Source organism: Proteus sp. HMSC14B05, from assembly GCF_001808035.1.
GTDB classification, from domain to species: domain Bacteria; phylum Pseudomonadota; class Gammaproteobacteria; order Enterobacterales; family Enterobacteriaceae; genus Proteus; species Proteus mirabilis.
The window spans coordinates 16,599-36,665 of the sequence record NZ_KV791980.1 but is presented as its reverse complement, the minus strand read 5'-3'; the positions used below and the strand labels follow the sequence as shown (position 1 = coordinate 36,665).

The 20,067-nt window shown below is 39.2% G+C and carries 9 protein-coding genes and 3 pseudogenes; 8 read left to right on the top strand and 4 right to left on the bottom strand.

What is annotated here, in order from left to right:
- Position 1 precedes the first annotated feature (1 nt).
- Entirely contained in the window at positions 2-1,831 is a 1,830-nt protein-coding gene (narX, locus tag HMPREF3129_RS05065) for a nitrate/nitrite two-component system sensor histidine kinase NarX (protein ID WP_004245429.1), read from the bottom strand.
- A 294-nt stretch (positions 1,832-2,125) separates the two neighbouring features.
- Here narX and HMPREF3129_RS05060 point away from each other — a divergent pair, with 294 nt between their 5' ends.
- From HMPREF3129_RS05060 to HMPREF3129_RS05035, 6 genes and pseudogenes are all read left to right on the top strand, one after another.
- A complete protein-coding gene (locus HMPREF3129_RS05060; protein WP_004245428.1) occupies positions 2,126-3,517 on the top strand; it encodes a NarK family nitrate/nitrite MFS transporter in 1,392 nt (463 codons plus the stop codon).
- A gap of 55 nt (positions 3,518-3,572) precedes the next feature.
- The gene (locus tag HMPREF3129_RS05055; RefSeq protein ID WP_070486853.1) at positions 3,573-7,334 is read left to right on the top strand and encodes a nitrate reductase subunit alpha; all 3,762 of its coding nucleotides are present in this window, start codon (positions 3,573-3,575) and stop codon (positions 7,332-7,334) included.
- Positions 7,334-8,886: pseudogene (gene narH / locus HMPREF3129_RS05050) on the top strand (nitrate reductase subunit beta). Before HMPREF3129_RS05055 ends, narH begins: the two are co-directional and overlap by 1 nt.
- Positions 8,886-9,603 (top strand): annotated as a pseudogene (narJ, locus tag HMPREF3129_RS05045) (nitrate reductase molybdenum cofactor assembly chaperone). Before narH ends, narJ begins: the two co-directional pseudogenes overlap by 1 nt.
- Positions 9,600-10,277, top strand: a complete 678-nt coding sequence (narI, locus tag HMPREF3129_RS05040; protein ID WP_004245424.1) for a respiratory nitrate reductase subunit gamma — start codon at positions 9,600-9,602, stop codon at positions 10,275-10,277. Before narJ ends, narI begins: the two are co-directional and overlap by 4 nt.
- Positions 10,278-10,684: 407 nt before the next feature.
- Positions 10,685-11,878, top strand: coding sequence for a lactate oxidase (locus tag HMPREF3129_RS05035; protein ID WP_004245423.1), 1,194 nt, complete (start codon positions 10,685-10,687; stop codon positions 11,876-11,878).
- A 76-nt stretch (positions 11,879-11,954) separates the two neighbouring features.
- On the opposite strand, the gene eptB is transcribed toward HMPREF3129_RS05035, so the two are convergent.
- Positions 11,955-13,646: a kdo(2)-lipid A phosphoethanolamine 7''-transferase gene (gene eptB, locus HMPREF3129_RS05030; protein WP_070486851.1), complete on the bottom strand. Its 1,692-nt coding sequence runs from the start codon at positions 13,644-13,646 to the stop codon at positions 11,955-11,957.
- Positions 13,647-14,186: 540 nt separating this feature from the next.
- Between eptB and fdhF the strand changes: the two are divergent.
- Positions 14,187-16,330, top strand: a pseudogene (gene fdhF, locus HMPREF3129_RS05020) (formate dehydrogenase subunit alpha).
- Positions 16,331-16,417: 87 nt separating this feature from the next.
- Here the strand turns inward: fdhF and HMPREF3129_RS05015 are convergent.
- Both HMPREF3129_RS05015 and HMPREF3129_RS05010 read right to left on the bottom strand, forming a co-directional pair.
- Entirely contained in the window at positions 16,418-17,305 is an 888-nt protein-coding gene (locus HMPREF3129_RS05015; protein ID WP_036919682.1) for a 2OG-Fe dioxygenase family protein, read from the bottom strand.
- Between the two features lie 190 nt (positions 17,306-17,495).
- Entirely contained in the window at positions 17,496-19,109 is a 1,614-nt protein-coding gene (locus HMPREF3129_RS05010) for a sigma 54-interacting transcriptional regulator (RefSeq protein ID WP_004245418.1), read from the bottom strand.
- Between the two features lie 400 nt (positions 19,110-19,509).
- On the opposite strand from HMPREF3129_RS05010, the gene hydN reads away from it, so the two are divergent.
- A complete protein-coding gene (hydN, locus tag HMPREF3129_RS05005) occupies positions 19,510-20,067 on the top strand; it encodes an electron transport protein HydN (protein WP_004248867.1) in 558 nt (185 codons plus the stop codon).

Genomic DNA, 20,067 nt, shown 5'->3' with positions numbered 1-20,067 from the left:
ATTATTCATTATGATTTGCTCCCTTTTCGATAGGATCTTTATGGGTAGTGATTAACGGAAATGTGACAAATACTTGCGTTCCACCTTCTTTGCGAACCCTTATACTATAAGAGCCATTCAGACTATTCGCGCGTTCACGCATAATAATCAGTCCGTAGTGATTTATCTTTTCGGGATTAGGCGTAATACCTTCACCATTATCATTAATTTGTAGTTCAACGATGCCATTATTAAGTGTTAATGCGACTTCGGCCCAGTTTGCATTCGCATGTTGCAGAATATTATTTAATGCTTCACGGACAATTTGCACCACATGAATACTTTGATGTGAATTAACACATTTTGCAGGTAACTGATAATCAAAATGGATAGCAAACCCTAAACGTTGATTAAATTCATTTAGTGTATTTTCTAATGCGGCTAATAAGCCAGGCTCTGTCAATTTCAAGCGAAATGTGGTCAGTAATTCTCTTAACTGACGATAAGCCACATTTAGCTCTTCTCGCATCTCTTTTAGTAGTTTTTGACAGTTATCTGGCAAGGTTTCCGATTGCATTTGTAGATAACTGACCTGCATTTTTAAACATGATAGCGATTGAGCAATCGAATCATGTAATTCACGTGCAATCGCTGAACGCTCATCCATTAATAATAGCTGTTGTTGCTGTTCATTTTGTTGCTCCATGGCAAGCATTGCGGAAATTTGCTTAGTCAATAAGAGCATTAAATTATTCTGTTCGTCAGTAAGTACACTATTTTCCGGTAACTGCATTACGAATAAACCATAGCGGTGGATCTGATCGGTCAATTCCCAATGTAATAAGCGATTATTTAACGGTGTAGTGATGCTGGCATCTTCATTGCAACGCTCACAGTCTGGCGTTGGACAATATTCAGGGCGTGAGGAAGGGGCTAAGCTTATCTCATTAAATAATGTATGTTGATTATCTTCATATAGACGGATCTGCAAATAGCTATCAGGAATAATATGCTGTAGCTCTGCAAGGATCTGCCTTAAGCGAGCGCAAAGTGGCGCTTGGGAATGCAGTTGTTGACTTGAGTGATAAAGATAAGAGAGAACCTTATTTTTCTGTTGTAAATCATGGGTCTTTTCAATGACTCGTTGTTCTAATTCACTGTAGAGCGTCGATAGCTCTTCTGACATGGTGTTAAGTGCAATTCCTAGTGTGGCAATTTCATCATGGTGAGGACGAGGCCGAAAACGAGTTGAAAAATCACCATGTCCAATAGAATTAGCCATGGACATCAATTGTTGCCAAGGCAGTAATAAGCGACGACGAAAATGCCAAACAGAACCAAACAGCAGTAATAAGGTAAGAGCGGTAAAGATAAGTTGAGTATAAGCGACTAGGCGGATTTTTTGTTCAGTAAGTTGGTCAATACTTGATACTAATGTATCGAGTTGAGAAACAAAAAAGATAACTTCTTGTTTCGCATCATTAGGCTGTTTGGCTGCTGACAAAGTCGGTTTTAATGTCTCTTTCCAGTAATGAGTCAGTTGTACATATTGTGATTGCAGTGATGAGGTGCTTAATACTTGACGTAACTCTTTACTATCTAAATCATTTTCTAATTCTTGTAGATAATCACGGTGCTTATCATCAAGGGGTAAGGCTGAGAGTAAACGATAGCTTTGCATGCGCAGTGAGCCGGATTTATTAATGGCGTGGGCATTGCCTTGTACGCTTAAAATAATGTGGTTAGAAATAGCCATACCTACCACACCAAATAGTGTGAAAAGCAACATTAAAATAGCGATTTGATTAATAATTGAAAAGCGATAATGCCATTGAATGTTGTGCATTTTCATGATGTATTCCCAGTTTGATCTGGTCTATCTTGCCTTAAAAAACCGCTAAATAACATATACTCCAAAGGGAGTACCTCTAAATATCTAAGTATTGTAATGTGTTTAATAAAGAGTAAGTGATTTTACCTAATTTATTGATTTACATTTAAAATAGTCACGTAACCCTATTAATACTTAGGTATAAAACATAGATTTAGATGAAAAATCAAACAAAATCTTGCTTGATGCAGATCATGACTCGTAAACCCATCTCACCGTAAAAAGAAGCCAATTTAACCGTTAACCGAGGTTGTTATGGCACTTTCTCAACACCCAGAAAAAATGAAAAAAGGGGTGATCGAAAATTGGCATCCTGAAGATAAAGCTTTTTGGGAAAAAACTGGTCAAAAAATCGCATCGCGTAATTTATGGATTTCTGTTCCTTGTCTACTGCTATCCTTCTGCGTCTGGATGCTATTTAGTGCAGTCGCTGTCAATTTAAATAAGGTTGGCTTTAATTTTACCACTGATCAGCTCTTTATGCTGACTGCTCTACCTTCTGTTTCAGGTGCGCTACTACGTGTCCCTTACTCTTTTGTTATTCCTATTTTTGGTGGTCGTCGTTGGACGGCTATTAGTACGGTATTTCTGATTATTCCTTGTCTCTGGCTAGGGTTTGCCGTGCAAGATCTCACGACATCTTATTCCACTTTTATCGTTATCTCTCTGCTGTGTGGTTTTGCTGGTGCAAACTTCGCATCGAGTATGGCAAATATCAGCTTCTTTTTTCCTAAAGCACACCAAGGCGGTGCATTAGGATTAAATGGCGGATTGGGTAACTTAGGTGTCAGCGTGATGCAATTAATCGCGCCTTTGGTTGTCAGTGTGGGCGTTTTTGCTATGTTTAGTGGCCCCGGTGTCGTTCAACCTGATGGCTCACGTTTATGGCTAGAGAATGCGGCGTGGATTTGGGTACCTTTCTTGCTTATCTTTACCTTTGCGGCTTGGTTTGGCATGAATGATCTGGCTGCTAATAAAGCTTCTTTAAGTCAACAGCTACCTGTTTTAAAACGTGGTCATCTTTGGTTACTCAGTATCCTCTATCTGTGCTCTTTTGGTTCTTTTATCGGCTTTTCTGCCGGGTTTGCAATGTTATCGAAAACCCAGTTCCCCGATATTGTCATTTTACATTATGCCTTCTTTGGTCCTTTACTTGGAGCATTAGCTCGCCCTGTGGGAGGTGCGCTATCTGATAAATTTGGTGGCATTAAAGTGACGCTTATCAACTTTATCATTATGGCTATTTTCTCAGTGCTCCTGTTCTTAACTCTACCGGAAAATGGTGCTGGTGGATCGTTTATTGCTTTCTATGGCGTGTTTATGGTGCTGTTTTTAACTGCAGGGCTAGGCAGTGGTTCAACATTCCAAATGATTGCCGTGGTATTTAGAAAAATCACCATTGATCGCATGAAGGCACAAGGGGCTTCAGATGAAGCTGCGCAAAAAGAAGCCGTAACAGAAAGTGCAGCTGCATTGGGTTTTATCTCTGCAATCGGTGCGATTGGTGGCTTCTTTATTCCTAAAGCCTTTGGTACATCCCTTGCGATGACGGGTTCACCTGCTGGGGCAATGAAAATCTTCGTTCTGTTCTATATCGCCTGCGTTCTGATCACTTGGTTGGTCTATGGACGTAAACACAATAAATAATAATGACGAATTATACGCAATGTGAGCGCGCTAACGCGCATTGGGAGAGTATCTGATGAGTAAATTTCTCGATAGATTCCGCTATTTTAAACAGCTTGGTGATACGTTTTCACAAGATCACGGGCAAGAGTTAAATGTTAATCGCGACTGGGAAAATAGTTATCGTAGCCGTTGGCAGCATGACAAAGTCGTGCGTTCTACACATGGTGTTAACTGCACCGGATCATGTAGCTGGAAAATTTATGTCAAAAACGGCTTAGTAACATGGGAAACCCAGCAAACAGACTATCCACGAACTCGTCCTGATCTGCCTGATCATGAACCCCGTGGTTGTCCGCGTGGTGCGAGCTATTCATGGTATTTATATAGCGCTAACCGCGTTAAATACCCAATGGTGCGTAAACGTCTGATCAAATTATGGCGTGAAGCCAAAGCGCAACACGCTGATCCAGTTGATGCATGGGCATCGATTGTTAATGCTCCCGAAAAAACGAAAAGTTATAAACAAGCTCGTGGTCGTGGTGGTTTTGTTCGCTCTTCATGGTCTGAAGTGAATGAAATTATTGCTGCTTCTAACGTCTATACCGCTAAAACTTTTGGCCCAGATCGTATTATTGGTTTCTCACCTATTCCGGCAATGTCAATGGTGTCTTACGCCGCCGGTGCCCGCTATTTATCTCTTATTGGTGGTGCTTGCTTAAGTTTTTACGATTGGTATTGTGATTTACCACCTGCCTCACCAATGACTTGGGGGGAGCAAACAGATGTGCCAGAGTCAGCTGACTGGTATAACTCTTCTTATCTGATTGCATGGGGTTCAAACGTACCTCAAACCCGTACGCCAGATGCTCACTTTTTTACCGAAGTTCGTTATAAAGGCACCAAAACGGTAGCAGTAACACCTGATTATGCTGAAATTGCTAAACTGTGTGACCAGTGGTTAAACCCAAAACAAGGTACAGATAGCGCCATGGCAATGGCGATGGGACACGTTATTCTTAACGAATTCCACGTTAAACGCCAAACTGAATACTTTAGTAACTATGTGCGCACTTACACTGACATGCCAATGTTAGTGATGTTAGATAAGCATGACTCTGGCAAGTTAGTTGCGGGTCGCATGCTACGTGCCGCTGATTTAGTGAACAATCTCGATCAGGAGAAAAATCCAGAATGGAAAACCATTGCTATTGATGAGAAAACACAGCAATTGGTCGCTCCTCAAGGTTCAATGGGTTTTCGTTGGGAAGGCGCTGCCAAATGGAATCTAGAGCCTAAAGACGGTAAGAGTGGTGAAGAAGTCACTTTACAATTGGGTCTTTTAGAAAACCATGATGATGTGGTTGACGTTGCATTTCCTTACTTTGGTGGCATCAAGAGTGAATACTTTGAAGGTGTTGCCCTTGATGATGTTCTCGTTCATAAACTGCCAGCAAAACGCATTACTCTTGCCAATGGCGAAGAAAAATATGTCACTACCGTTTATGACTTATTACTGGCTAACTATGGTGTCGATCGTGGTTTAAATGATGAAAACTGTGCGACAAACTATGATGAGATCAAAGCCTATTCACCCGCATGGGCTGAACAAGTAACAGGGGTTAGCCGTCAAGATATTATCCGCATTGCACGTGAATTTGCTGATAATGCAGAAAAAACACATGGTCGTTCAATGGTGATTGTCGGTGCGGGCATTAACCATTGGTATCACATGGATATGACCTACCGTGGCATTATCAATATGCTTATCTTCTGTGGTTGTATTGGCCAAAGTGGTGGTGGGTGGGCTCACTATGTGGGACAAGAAAAACTGCGTCCACAAACAGGTTGGTTGCCATTAGCTTTTGGTCTGGATTGGCAGCGTCCACCTCGTCATATGAATAGCACGTCATTTTTCTATAATCATTCAAGTCAATGGCGCTATGAAACGGTATCACCGACAGAATTACTATCACCTTTAGCAGATAAATCACGCTTTAGCGGTAGCTTAATTGATATGAATGTGCGTTCGGAGCGTATGGGGTGGTTACCGTCAGCACCGCAATTAAACGTTAACCCATTATCTATTACCAAAAAAGCTCAACAAGCTGGCGTCAGTGCAACGGATTATACCGTTAATGCTCTGAAATCAGGTGAGATCCGTTTTGCATCAGAGCAACCGGATAATCCGCAAAACTTCCCTCGTAACTTATTTATTTGGCGTTCTAATTTATTGGGATCTGCAGGTAAAGGGCATGAATATTTACTGAAATATCTATTAGGGACGGAAAATGGATTACAAGGTAAAGATTTAGGTGAACAAGGCCAAGTTAAGCCACAAGAAGTGGAATGGCAAGATAAAGGCGGTGAGGGTAAGGTCGATTTAGTGGTGACTTTAGACTTTCGTATGTCAAGTACCTGTCTGTTCTCCGATATCGTGTTACCAACCGCCACATGGTATGAAAAAGATGATATGAATACCTCGGATATGCATCCATTTATTCATCCATTAACCGCCGCGGTAGATCCCGCTTGGGAGTCTAAAACCGATTGGGAAATTTATAAAGGTATTGCTAAAACCTTCTCTAAATTGTGTGTCGGTCATTTAGGGGTTGAAACCGATTTAGTGACACAGCCAATACAGCATGACTCCGCGGCTGAAATGGCACAACCATTTGATGTCAAAGATTGGAAAAAAGGTGAATGTGACCTTATCCCGGGGAAAACTGCACCGCATCTTATTCCTGTGGAGCGTGATTATCCAAATACCTATGCTCGTTTTACCTCACTTGGGCCGTTAATGGATAAATTAGGTAATGGCGGTAAAGGGATCGGTTGGAATACACAGACAGAAGTTGATTTCCTGAAAAAACTTAATCGCGTTCGTCATGACGGTGTGGCAAAAGGGCGCCCGGCGATTGAAACCGCAATTGATGCAGCCGAAGTTATCCTCTCTTTAGCACCTGAAACGAATGGTCAAGTGGCGGTAAAAGCGTGGGATGCTCTAAGTAAAGTGACAGGACGCGATCACACTCATTTAGCTAAAGTAAAAGAAGATGAGAAAATTCGTTTCCGCGATATCGTTGCTCAACCTCGTAAAATCATTTCAAGTCCTACATGGTCTGGTCTGGAAGATGAGCATGTCTCTTATAACGCTTGTTATACCAATGTTCACGAGATGATCCCTTGGCGTACTTTAAGTGGCCGTCAGCAGTTATATCAAGATCATGAGTGGATGCGTGCTTATGGCGAAAGTTTAGTGGTTTATCGTCCACCTATTGATACTAAGGCAATCGAAGCCGTGAAAGGTAAAAAACCGAACGGCTTCCCAGAAAAAGCGCTGAACTTCCTGACGCCTCACCAAAAATGGGGTATTCACTCAACGTATAGCGATAACTTACTGATGTTAACCCTCGGTCGTGGTGGCCCTGTGGTTTGGCTGAGTGAAGATGATGCTAAAGAGATGGGTATTAGTGATAACGATTGGGTTGAAGCATACAACAGTAATGGTGCGTTAACCGCAAGAGCGATTGTGAGCCAACGTATTCCTGATGGCATGATTTATATGTATCACGCACAAGAGCGCCAAATAAACCTACCAGGCTCTGAAATAACCGGAATGCGTGGCGGTATTCATAACTCCGTGACGCGTGTTTGCCCTAAACCGACCCATATGATTGGTGGATACGCTCAGTTGGCTTATAGCTTTAACTACTATGGAACTGTGGGCTCTAACCGCGATGAATTTGTTGTGGTACGTAAGATGAAACAGATTGATTGGCTTGATGGTGAAGGCGATGCTTATCAACAAACCCTGAATGGACAGGAGAAGGCATAATGAAAATTCGTTCACAAGTCGGTATGGTACTGAACCTCGACAAATGTATCGGTTGCCATACCTGTTCAGTAACCTGTAAAAATGTTTGGACCAGTCGTGAAGGTGTGGAATACGCTTGGTTTAATAATGTTGAAACTAAACCGGGTACAGGGTATCCCCAAAATTGGGAAGATCAAGAGAAGTGGAAAGGCGGCTGGATCAAAAATATTAAAGGTAAATTAGTACCAAGAATGGGTAACCGTGTTGGGCTATTATCAAAGATTTTTGCCAACCCAGATGTGCCAGCATTAGATGATTATTATGAGCCATTTGATTATGACTATGAGCATTTAAAAAATGCACCAGAAGGCTCATTACCCACCGCACGTCCTCGTTCGTTGATAACAGGTCAGCGTATGACCAAGATCGAAAAAGGCCCAAACTGGGAAGATGATTTAGGGGGCGAATTTAGCAAACGTGCTGCGGATAAAAACTTCGCCAATATGCAAAAAGAGATGTATGGGCAGTTTGAAAATACATTTATGATGTATTTACCTCGTTTATGTGAACACTGCTTAAATCCTGCTTGTGTCGCGACCTGTCCAAGTGGTGCGATTTATAAACGTGCTGAGGATGGTATTGTGCTTATCGATCAAGATAAGTGTCGTGGTTGGCGTATGTGTTTAACAGGGTGTCCATACAAAAAAATCTACTTTAACTGGAAAAGCGGTAAGTCAGAAAAATGTATTTTCTGTTATCCGCGCATCGAATCAGGTCAACCAACCCTATGCTCAGAAACCTGTGTTGGACGTATTCGTTATCTTGGTGTGATGCTGTATGACGCAGATAAAATTTCACAAGCCGCCAGTGCTGATAATGAAAAAGACTTATACCAAAGTCAATAGATATCTTTTTAGATCCCTTCGATCCTGAAGTTATTAAAGCTGCAGAAGAGCAAGGTATTCCATTAAGTGTGATTGATGCAGCCCAACGTTCGCCGGTTTATAAAATGGCGGTGGATTGGAAGCTGGCATTACCATTACACCCTGAATATCGTACTTTACCTATGGTGTGGTATGTGCCACCTCTGTCACCTATTCAATCTGCGGCTGATGCAGGAGTGTTGCCACATACGGGAGTATTACCGGATGTAGAAAGTTTACGTATTCCTGTCCAATATTTGGCTAATTTGCTGACCGCAGGCGATACAGCGCCAGTGTTATTAGCATTAAAAAGAATGTTGGCAATGCGCCATTATAAACGCGCAGAAACGGTAGAAGGTAAAACCGATTTGACAGCATTAGAGCAAGTGGGATTAACCGAAGCACAGGCACAAGAGATGTATCGCTATTTGGCGATTGCCAATTATGAAGATCGCTTTGTTATTCCTTCTAGCCATCGTGAGTTAGCAAGAGAAGCTTTTCCTGAGCGTAACGGCTGTGGTTTTAGTTTTGGTGATGGTTGTCATGGCAGCGAGAGTAAATTTAATCTGTTTAATAGCCATCGTATTGATGCCATCGATATCACTTCCAAAACTCCTCAAGATGAGCGCCGTTCTGAGGAGAAAATATGATGATCTCTTTGAAAGTTATTTCTCTGTTATTGGATTATCCCAGCGAAGATCTCTGGGAACATCGTAATGAGATCATTGATGCATTGCAGGAAGCTGACGAGCTTCCTGTCACGCAAGTCGCAAAATTAATGGCGTTTATTCGTGAACTCACGCAGCAAGATCTGCTGGATGCACAAGCGAATTACAGTGAGATTTTTGATCGAGGTAGAGCGAGATCGCTATTGTTATTTGAACATGTACATGGTGAATCGCGTGATCGTGGTCAGGCAATGGTTGATCTGCTTAATCAGTATCAACAAGCAGGGATCACCTTAAGTAGTCGTGAATTGCCTGATTACTTACCTTGAGTATTTAACGCTATTGCCTACCGATGAAAGTATTGAAGGGCTTAATAATATTGCCCCTATTTTGGCATTGCTGAGTGAGCGTTTAAAACAGCGAGGCAGTGATTATCACGCTCTTTTTGATGTATTGCTTTGTCTCTCACAAAGTGAGTTAGACGCTTCACAACTGGCGGCTCAAGTAGAAAAAGAGCCTGTAGATGATACGCCGGCTGCATTAGATGCCGTATGGGAAGAAGAGCAAGTGACGTTTCTAGGTGAAAGTGCGCAATGTGGTAGTAACAATATTAGCCAGCATCAGCGACGTTTTGCGCAAGAAACGCCTGTTCAATATCTCAATGTCGGTAATTCGCTAGATATGGGAGCACAAAAATGAATTACGTTAATATGTTGTTTTTTGATATCTACCCCTATATTGCTGGTGCTGTTTTTCTTATCGGTAGTTGGTTACGTTATGATTATGGTCAATATACATGGCGTGCAGGCTCCAGTCAGATGTTAGACAAGAAAAACATGCGACTTGCTTCGAACTTATTCCATATTGGTATTATCGGCATTTTTGCAGGTCATTTTCTGGGGATGTTAACGCCACACTGGATGTATCAATCTTTTCTACCAATTGAATATAAACAAATTATGGCGATGGTTGGTGGTGGTACTTGTGGTGTGTTAATGCTGATTGGCGGCATTATGCTGTTAAAACGTCGTTTGACGAATGCACGAGTAAGAGCAACATCGTCATTTGGTGACATCATGATCTTAACCTTGCTGGTTGTCCAAGTTGCACTCGGCTTATTGACTATCCCATTCTCTGCACAGCATATGGATGGTAGTGAGATGATGAAGCTGGTGGCATGGGCGCAAGCTATTGTGACATTCCATGGCGGTGCTTCGGCAAATCTTGAAGGTGTTGCACTTATTTTTAAATTGCACATATTCCTAGGTATGACGATTTTTTTATTGTTCCCATTCTGCCGTTTAGTTCATATTTGGAGCGTGCCAATTGAGTATCTAACGCGCCGTTACCAAATTGTTCGTAATCGACACTAAAGGTATTTTTCTCCTGAGTTGATTTGAGACTTTTAATTGCGCTTATCTCACCCCCGCCCGCGGGGGTTTTTTTTAACTTAAACAAATTTTTTGAATGCTTAAAGCAATAATCTTTAGATACATTATTTCCATAGTCAGCTTATACTCGCTTTTAACGACATCAAGATTATTTTTTAAAATGTCATTATGTTATTTAAATATCATGATATTTAAATAATTATATATATTTTCATTAATGACCTAATTTTTATTAAGTTACATTTGATTTATTTAATTATTATATATTAAAAAATCAGAACGATTATTTTAAGTTTCTATAAAAATAGAGTTTATATTTATTCTTATAATCTGAGCGTTGTTTCTTAAACTATAAATATAATCCATTAATTCCTACATAGGGGGAGATAATGAAACATACATTGTTAAAAACGACTGCAATTGCTATGGCATTAAGTGTGGGAGTTGTGCAAGCGACTGAATATAAAGCGAGTACCGCAGAACATCCAATCAAAATAGTTAATTTAGATGCTCTTGAAAATCAAGTAAAAGAAAATATGGATAAAGGCGCTTTCGGTTATATTCGTGGTGGTGCTGAAGACGAAAATAACTTGCGTTCTAATACAAATGCATTTAATAAAAAATATATTATGCCTCGTGCATTACAAGGGATTGAATTTTCCGATCTGAATTTAAAAACAGAATTTTTAGGTATTAAATTAGATACGCCTATTATTCAGGCACCGATGGCAGCCCAAGGGCTTGCTCATCAACAAGGCGAAGTTGCCACAGCAAAAGGTATGGCGAAAGCGGGCTCTATTTTCTCATTAAGTACTTATGGTAATAAAACCATTAAAGAAGTCGCGCAAGCACAACCGGGTTATCCGTTCTTTTTTCAGCTATATATGAGTAAAAACGACGCGTTTAATCAGTATATTTTATCGCAAGCAAAACAGTATGGCGCGAAAGGTATTATTTTAACGGTTGATTCTCCTGTGGGGGGATATCGTGAAGATGATATTAAAAATAGTTTTCAATTCCCATTAGGTTTTGCCAATTTGGAAGCATTCGCCAAAATCAGTGATGATAAATCAAAAACAGGTAAAGGTTCGGGTATTAGTGAGATCTATGCTCAAGCTAAACAAGCATTTACTCCTGCGGATATTCAATATGTGAAAAAGATGTCAGGTTTACCAGTCATTGTGAAAGGTATTGAATCACCTGAAGATGCCGATACTGCAATTAAAGCGGGTGCTGATGCGATTTGGGTGTCTAATCATGGTGGTCGTCAGTTAGATAGTGCACCAGCAACCATTGATGTATTACCAGCCATTGCCAAAGTCGTGAACAAACGTGTTCCTATCGTTTTCGATAGTGGAGTTCGTCGTGGCTCACATGTCTTTAAAGCGCTAGCGAGTGGTGCAGATGTTGTTGCTGTGGGACGTCCAATTCTTTATGGATTAAATTTAGGCGGTGCTGAAGGTGTGAATTCAGTTATCGAGCAATTAAATAAAGAGTTAAGAATTAATATGATGTTAGGTGGTGCAAGAAACGTCAAAGAAATTCAAGCAACACACCTGTATACAGATGCTGACTTTAAATAAGCCATTATTTTAATCTCAGCGAGTAAAAACCCCATGCTTAATCTTAAACATGGGGTTTTTATTGATTAGACACGACTTAATGTGTTTCGCTAGCTATGTCACCAAAACAGAGATTATTTTGATTATTAATCCCCCCATCGGGTGATGAGTAACCTAGACAGCCTAATATCGAGTCAAAAATATTATGATGATAGAAAGTCCGGTTATTATCTTGATTTCGTTTGAGATTATCAAATAACTGTTTATTTTCAGGCTCAGCTAAATAGCTATCTGACATCCACACTAAGAAAGGCACTTTAAATTGTTCTGGTGGTGCAATTTCTTTTGGTGTGCCGTGTAAGCCACCTTTTTCTGAAATTGACTCGCCGTGATCTGAGGTATAAAACACAATGGCTTTTTTATCACGCAAGGTATTAAGTACACCATCAATAAAGTAATCAGTATAAAGAATAGAGTTATCATAAGCATTGACGAGCTGCTCTTTGGTGCACTCATCGTCAACGTTTAAGCATTCAGGTTGGTATTTTTTAAATGCGTTTGGGTAACGTTGCGAGTACATAAAGTGTGAACCTTTAGTGTGTAAAATCACTAAGTGGTTACCTTTAGAATAGTGAGCAACGGAATCTGCGACTTCGTTAATAAGCAAAGTATCATCTAATTCTTTGCCAAAATTACTATTTTTGGCGGTCATCATCTCTTTCATGGCATAGTTATCTAAATCAAGCTTATTGTAAAACCAAAGCTCACTTTGCATTGAAAAGAGTTCTGATGTCATTCCTAGCTGATGTAATACTGAGAAAATATTGTTCTCTTTTAACGTTCGCTGATCGTTATTTTCTGTACCATTTTCACGCACAAACATACATTTTAGCGAAAGTTTTGTTGCTGTATCGCAAGAGATACCTTTCAGAGCAATCAGATTTTTTTCTTGGCTTAATAAGGGATTGGTTTGTCTTTCATAACCGAATAGCCCCATATGATCCCACCTTGCTGTCTCGCCAATAATAAAGACCACATAGACATCTTCATTGGCTTTTGACGGTATATAGGTAAAGTTATCCGCGGGATCAAAGATATTCTGGCTATTAAAGTGGTCGTCGTACTGTGTTATCGCATATTGAAATAAAGGAATAATCCAGTTGGTCGGTAAATAGGCGTAACTTAAACCACCGCTGTAGCTTGGCAAATCTAAGTTATTCTTGATTTCATAGGCTTTTTGTTTCGAATCTAAGGTTTTTAGATAGGCAAATACCGCAAGAGCAATTACGAGCATTTTGACCGTATTTTTGATCCAGATTTTTTTCTTTTGCTGCTGAGTTATATTTTTTTCTGGTTTCTTACATAACCAAGTTAGCGCTAGGGGTAAAATAGATAACCCAATAATCCAAATAATCACATTAGGGCTAATCAGCTCTTTTGATAAATCGATATCTGTGGTGAGCGTAGAAATAATAATGCCATAGCCAATAACTACATCAAAGAAAGAGATATAGTAACTAGCACAAACACTAATGAGCAGAATAAAAGAGGCGACTATTTTAAAAAATAGTGTGCCACAAAAAGAAATAAGTCGTAATAAGAAGAAAGTAAAGGCAATGTTTACTGCAACTTCACCCAGTATATATAAACTTTCAATGAGGGAGTTGTGAGAATTCTGTGTGCCATAACGGCCAATGTAAACGGAAAGATTAAGAAATAAACCAATATAGACAGCTAAAAAAAGAGAAACTTTTTCTTTTGAAAATCGTAAAAACTTTAATTTTTGCATGTTGAGCTATTATCAAATTTTTGGGGTGTAGAGGTCTTTAAGACCGCATTGTTGTTTTCAGGTTCAGTATTATGGGCTTTTTTTTTATTGTTTTTCACCTTTTTTCTTGCGAATAAATTGTTATTCAAAATATTAATTCTTAAAAATTTACCTAAATAAGAATATAGCAAGTCAAATTATCATATTGTCATCAAATAATGATGTGTTTAGTTGTTAAATAAAAATAACTAATTGTATTTATTGAAAAATAATAATTTTATTGATGAGAAGAATACATAGAGAAAATCGTGTTAATTAGACCGATTAATCTTTGCTATTACTGCTTGCTCATCGTCGACAGAAAAATCGTCATTAGTGTCGATAATTGTTTCCTTTTTGTCTCTTACTCATCTTATTACTGATAACTGTCTGTTATTTTTCTTTGTTTTTCATCTAATTATAAAATATTTAAAATAATGGCTTATTTGGCACAGTCTCTGCATAGATAAAGGAGAGAATCGGGTATTAACCTGAAAGTTGATGAACACAGGAGCAATGTTGATGAAAAAAGTCATCACGGTCTGTCCGTATTGCGCCTCAGGATGCAAAATCTACCTGAAGGTGGAAAACGGTAAAATCATTGGCGCTGAAGGAGCCAATGGTTTAACAAACCAAGGTGAGCTGTGTCTGAAAGGGTATTATGGATGGGATTTTATCCATGATACTAAGATACTGACTCCACGCCTTAAAACACCTATGATCCGCCGTGAAAGAGGTGGAAAATTAGAAGCGGTTTCTTGGGATGAAGCTATTGAGTTTGCGAGTAGCAAACTACTTGCTATCAAAGAGAAATATGGCGCTAAAGCTATTATGACAACCGGTTCATCACGAGGACCTGGTAATGAAGCTAACTTCGTTATGCAGAAATTTGCTCGTGCGGTTATCGGAAATAATAATATAGACTGCTGTGCTCGTGTCTGACACGGCCCTTCGGTTGCAGGTCTGCAGCGTTCGGTCGGTAATGGTGCTATGAGCAACTCAATCGTTGAGATTGAGGATACCAAATGTCTATTTGTCTTCGGTTATAATGCCGCAGACTCGCATCCTATTGTCGCTCGCCGTATTGTGAAGGCGAAAGAAAAGGGTGCCAAAATTATTGTTGTGATCCACGCTATATCGAAACAGCTCGCTTGGCTGATTTACACTTAGCATTGAAAAATGGTTCTAATATTGCACTGCTAAATGCTATTGCCAATGTGATCATAGAGGAAAAATTATACGATAAATCCTTTATTGAAAATCATACCGAGCAATTTGATGAGTATTGCCAATTAGTCGCAAGTTACACCCCTGAGTCGGTAGAAAAAACAACGGGGTTAAGTGCACAAATTATCCGTGAAGCAGCGCGTATGTATGCCAAAGCGGAAACGGCGACAATCTTGTGGGGAATGGGGGTAACACAGTTCTATCAAGGGGTTGAAACCGTTCGTTCACTCACTAGCTTAGCATTATTAACCGGTAATCTTGGTAAGAAATATGTTGGGGTAGGTCCTGTTCGTGGTCAAAATAACGTACAGGGTGCTTGCGATATGGGAGCACTACCTAATACGCTACCAGGCTATCAGTATGTTACTGATGCGAAAGCGCGTGAAAAATTTGCCAAAGCTTGGGGCATTGAATCGATGCCTGAAGAAGTAGGCTATGCGCTTAGTGAAGTTCCTCATAATATCGACCATGGTTTAATTAAAGCACACTATGTGATGGGGGAAGATCCACTACAAACTGAGCCAGATTTAGCCACTATTCGTAGAACCTTTGAAAAACTCGATTTACTGATAGTACAAGATATCTTTATGACCAAAACTGCATCGATTGCTGATGTTGTTTTCCCTGCCACATCATGGGGTGAACATGAAGGGGTGTACACATCAGCAGACCGTGGATTCCAGCGTTTCTATAAAGCGGTAGAGCCTGTTGGTGATGTTAAAACAGACTGGCAAATAATCAGCTTAATGGCAACAGCAATGGGTTATCCAATGCATTACAACAACACCAAAGAAATTTGGGATGAGTTGCGTGAGTTATGCCCGATTTATTATGGTGCAACTTACGAAAAAATGGCTGATTTGGCGTATATTCAATGGCCTTGCCCAACAGAAGATAGCCCAGGTACACAATATCTTTATGAAGGCGGTAAGTTCGATACTCCTAATGGTAAAGGTCAATTCTATACTTGTGAGTGGGCGCCACCTATTGATCAACTCTCTGATGAGTTCCCAATGGTATTGGCAACGGTTCGTGAAGTTGGACATTACTCTTGTCGTTCAATGACAGGTAACTGTAAAGCATTAGCTGCATTGGCTGATGAACCCGGTTATGTTCAATTAAACACTGAAGATGCCAAACAGTTAGGAATTAAAGATCAAGAGTTGGTTTGGATACGCTCTCGACAAGGTAAGGTTATTACTCGTGCTGCGGTCAGTGATAGACCAAATAAAGGTGCGGTATATATGACTTACCAATGGTGGATTGGGGCTTGTAACGAACTAGTTGCAGAAAACTTAAGTCCAATAACCAAAACACCTGAGTATAAATATTGTGCGGTTTGTGTTGAGTCAATTAAAGATCAAGCTCAAGCTGAGCACTATGTAAAAACAGAATATAACAATATTAAACGTCGTTTAAGAGAAGCCGCTGAAGGCTAACTTTGCTGATTAATATTTATTTTCTGTCCGAAAACCGAGCATGACTGATCTAGATATCAGTAAGCTCGGTTTTTTATCGCTTTATGATTAGGCTACTTGCTTATTTAAATGTAACGTTAGTGGTAAATCGGGATGTAATTGGGTTGAATCAAACTGATGTGATGGATGAGTATCTACGGTTGGATAACGGGATAATAAAACAATAAAATCCTGATAAGCAAAGTGGTTATTGTCATGCGTAAAAATAGGTGTACCACTATGATTTAACTCATTATCCGCAATTAACAATATATCCAGATATTGGGCATTATTATGCTCATAGAGAACATTATTAGGATTAATATCTTGCCAAGGTGTACCTATTGCTTCTTGAGGAGAATGAACACGTAATGCGCCGGAATTATTTTTTACATTATTTTTATTCATCATGACAATCATGGTGTGATCAACACCATCTTTATGCACCCCTTCAATAGAAAGCTCACTTAACGAATTAGGTTCAGCAATGAGTCTTAAATGAAATACCGTTGAAATTGATTTAGGGGATTGTTGATCGGTTAAGCGACGTGGTGTAAATCGATTTCCTTCAATCAGGAGCATTTTCAATTTTAATAATGCTTGGTAAGCGGTATTGCTTTGCCAGCGATCGTCAATTGCTCGAAAGTGTCTTTGTGCACCGCTATCTTCACGAATAAAGCCATCTTCTTCAGTGAGGACAAAAGGTTGATACTCTAGTCGTGAAATGGTTTTAGCCTCATTATCGAAAAGGTAGCGTCCGGTGCGAGAGTGACGAAACGACAATGTAGGATCTTGCGCGAGATAATCACCATATTCTATGAGTGTATCTATATCTTTCTCTGTTGCACCTAATTGTTTTATTAAATCAATAACTATTTTTTGTGGAATAAAAACATATTTATTATTTTTATATTCTTCTTTTATTTTATTAATTTTATTCGTAAGCAGGTCATTCATAGGTAATATGCTCCATGGATTATTTATATTCTTATAATAAGTTAGCGTTAATTAACTAGTGATAATAATTAAAGAAATATAACCACTAAAATTATAGATAGGGATAAAAAAGTTGCCAATGGACAGAAAAAAACGAGTGTAACAAATTAATTACACTCGTTTTACAATATCGGCTGTAGTGGTCGTAAAACTAAAGAATTTCAGGAATGGAAATACCTAAGCGTTGCATACGTGATAATAAGGTGGTTCTTTTTAATCCTAATTTTAATGCCGCACCTCTGGCACCAGCCACTACACCGTTAGTTTCTCTAAGGGCTTGTATTATCCGCTCACGCTCTTCATCATCACTTTCAGGTGCGCTAGTTTGCATCTTTTTTTCTATGGCTGATGGTTGCGAAAGCACTTGTTTTAAACGAGATGGTTTATTGATATTTAACTCTTTTAGTTGCAAATTTAGCGTAGAGCCTCGAGTTAAAATAACCGCACGCTCAATAATATTTTCAAGCTCTCGTACATTTCCCGGCCAAGGATAATGGGTTAATTGCTCCAAAGCATGTGTTGGAATACAGTCTATTTTTCTATCCATGCGGCGGGCAATTTTTTGCGTAAAATATTTTGCCAATAAGGGGATATCTTCAGGTCGCTCCCGTAATGGCGGGATAATAATAGGAAAAACATTCAGACGATAATAGAGATCTTCTCGAAATTCCCCTTCATCCGTCAGTTCACATAAATCTTTATTGGTCGCTGCAATTAAGCGTACATCTACAGGAATAACTTTATTACCACCTAATCTTTCAATTTCACGCTCTTGGAGAACCCGTAATAGTTTTGGCTGTAATTCAATGGGCATATCGCCAATTTCATCGAGAAAAAGCGTACTTTTATCTGCCATTTCAAATCGACCCACATGGGCATGTGTTGCACCCGTAAAAGCGCCTTTATCATGTCCAAAAAGATCACTTTCTAACAGACCGGAAGGTACTGCTGCACAATTCATTTTTATCATCGTCTTATTTTTACGATGACTTAAACGATGGATCGCTCGTGCAATTAACTCTTTACCAGTACCTGTTTCGCCTAAGATAAGTACAGTACTGTCACTTTGAGCGACTAACTCAATTTGTTCTAGTACATTATGCATGGCATCGCTTTGATAAATAATCTCGCTAAAACTACCATTTCTATTTATTTGTTCATTAAGCCAAATATTTTCGTTCTTAAGGCTATCTTTAAGGTGAGTTATCTCTTCATAAGCGGCGGCATTTTCAATTGCAATCCCGATGCGCGCGGCAATTTGTTGCAATAATTGACAAGTTTCTTCAGTAAAAACACTACTTATTTCATGCGCTAGGATTAATAAACCTAGCGGTTTACGGTTAAAAGCCAGTGGCAATAACAAAGCCGTCTGCATATTTTGTTTTACGAGACGTTTAATCAAAACATCGTCTTGATCTTCTTTATTGATATCGATTAAAACGGGTTTGTTTTGATGAATAATTTCTTCGGCTTTGTTATTGGCGCTACTGAACTTACGTTGTTGACGAATGACAGATTTTCCTGTCTGATAACGACTAGAATAAAGAATACCTTCATGACTATTTTGTGATGAAGTACGACATAACATCAGACTAATATGATTAAGTCCGAAAAAACGATGTATTTCTTTAGATACTTCAGAAATGAGGCCATCCATGTCTAGATGCGCTAATACAGAATTTGTAATATCGACAAGTATACGATATTGATTCCGCTCACTGCGAAGGCTCTCCATAGTTTCAGCATTGTTACTGCTTAATTTCATGACACCACCGATTGCCCTAAAAAATTAACTATATTGTAATCGCTTTATTATAAATTTATATCAATGACTGAGTCATTTTTGATCCAAACCGCTATTTTCTTATTTAACGGGAAAGTAAAAAATATAAATTTAACAAATCGATATATATTTATTTATATATTGATTGATTAGATCGTCAAAAATGTCGAATAAATTGACGAAATATAATTTTCCTAATTAATAATCATTTTTATTTGCAAATTAGTTAATTGAAAAATAAGGATTAGTTAATTTAAAAATAGATTGGCATGAACCATGCTATATCTAATATATAGATACCTAATTGTTATTCTAAATTAGATAATTAATTGCGTTTATCGCCAATATAACGGCTATATATAACAAACAGCAGGAGAATATGATGAACCGTTTCATCATTGCAGACCCTAAAAAGTGTATTGGTTGCCATACCTGTGAAGTAGCATGTGTTGTTTCACATCAGCAAGCTTCCCAAGATAATTTAGCAATCGACCAAATTAGTGAGCAAAATTTCCAACCACGCATTCATGTGGTGAAAGGCTTTTCAATTAGTACCGCAGTTGTCTGCCATCAATGTGAAGATGCTCCTTGTGCCAATGTCTGTCCTAATGGTGCCATTATTCATAATAAAGATTATTACTATGTCGATCAGGATAAATGCATTGGTTGTAAAACCTGTGTCTTGGCTTGTCCTTATGGCACTATGGAAGTGGTTTCTCGTCCAGTTATGCGTAAATTAACCGCTCTCAATACGATTGAAGCATTTAAAGCTGAAGCCAATAAATGTGATTTATGTCATCACCGTGCTGAAGGTCCTGCTTGTGTTGAGGTCTGCCCAACGCAGGCATTAGTCTGTATTGATAGAGATGCACTTGAAGATATGGTTAAAGAGCGTCGTCGTAAAGCGGCTTTTGAAACAGGCGCTGATTTATTGTTCTAA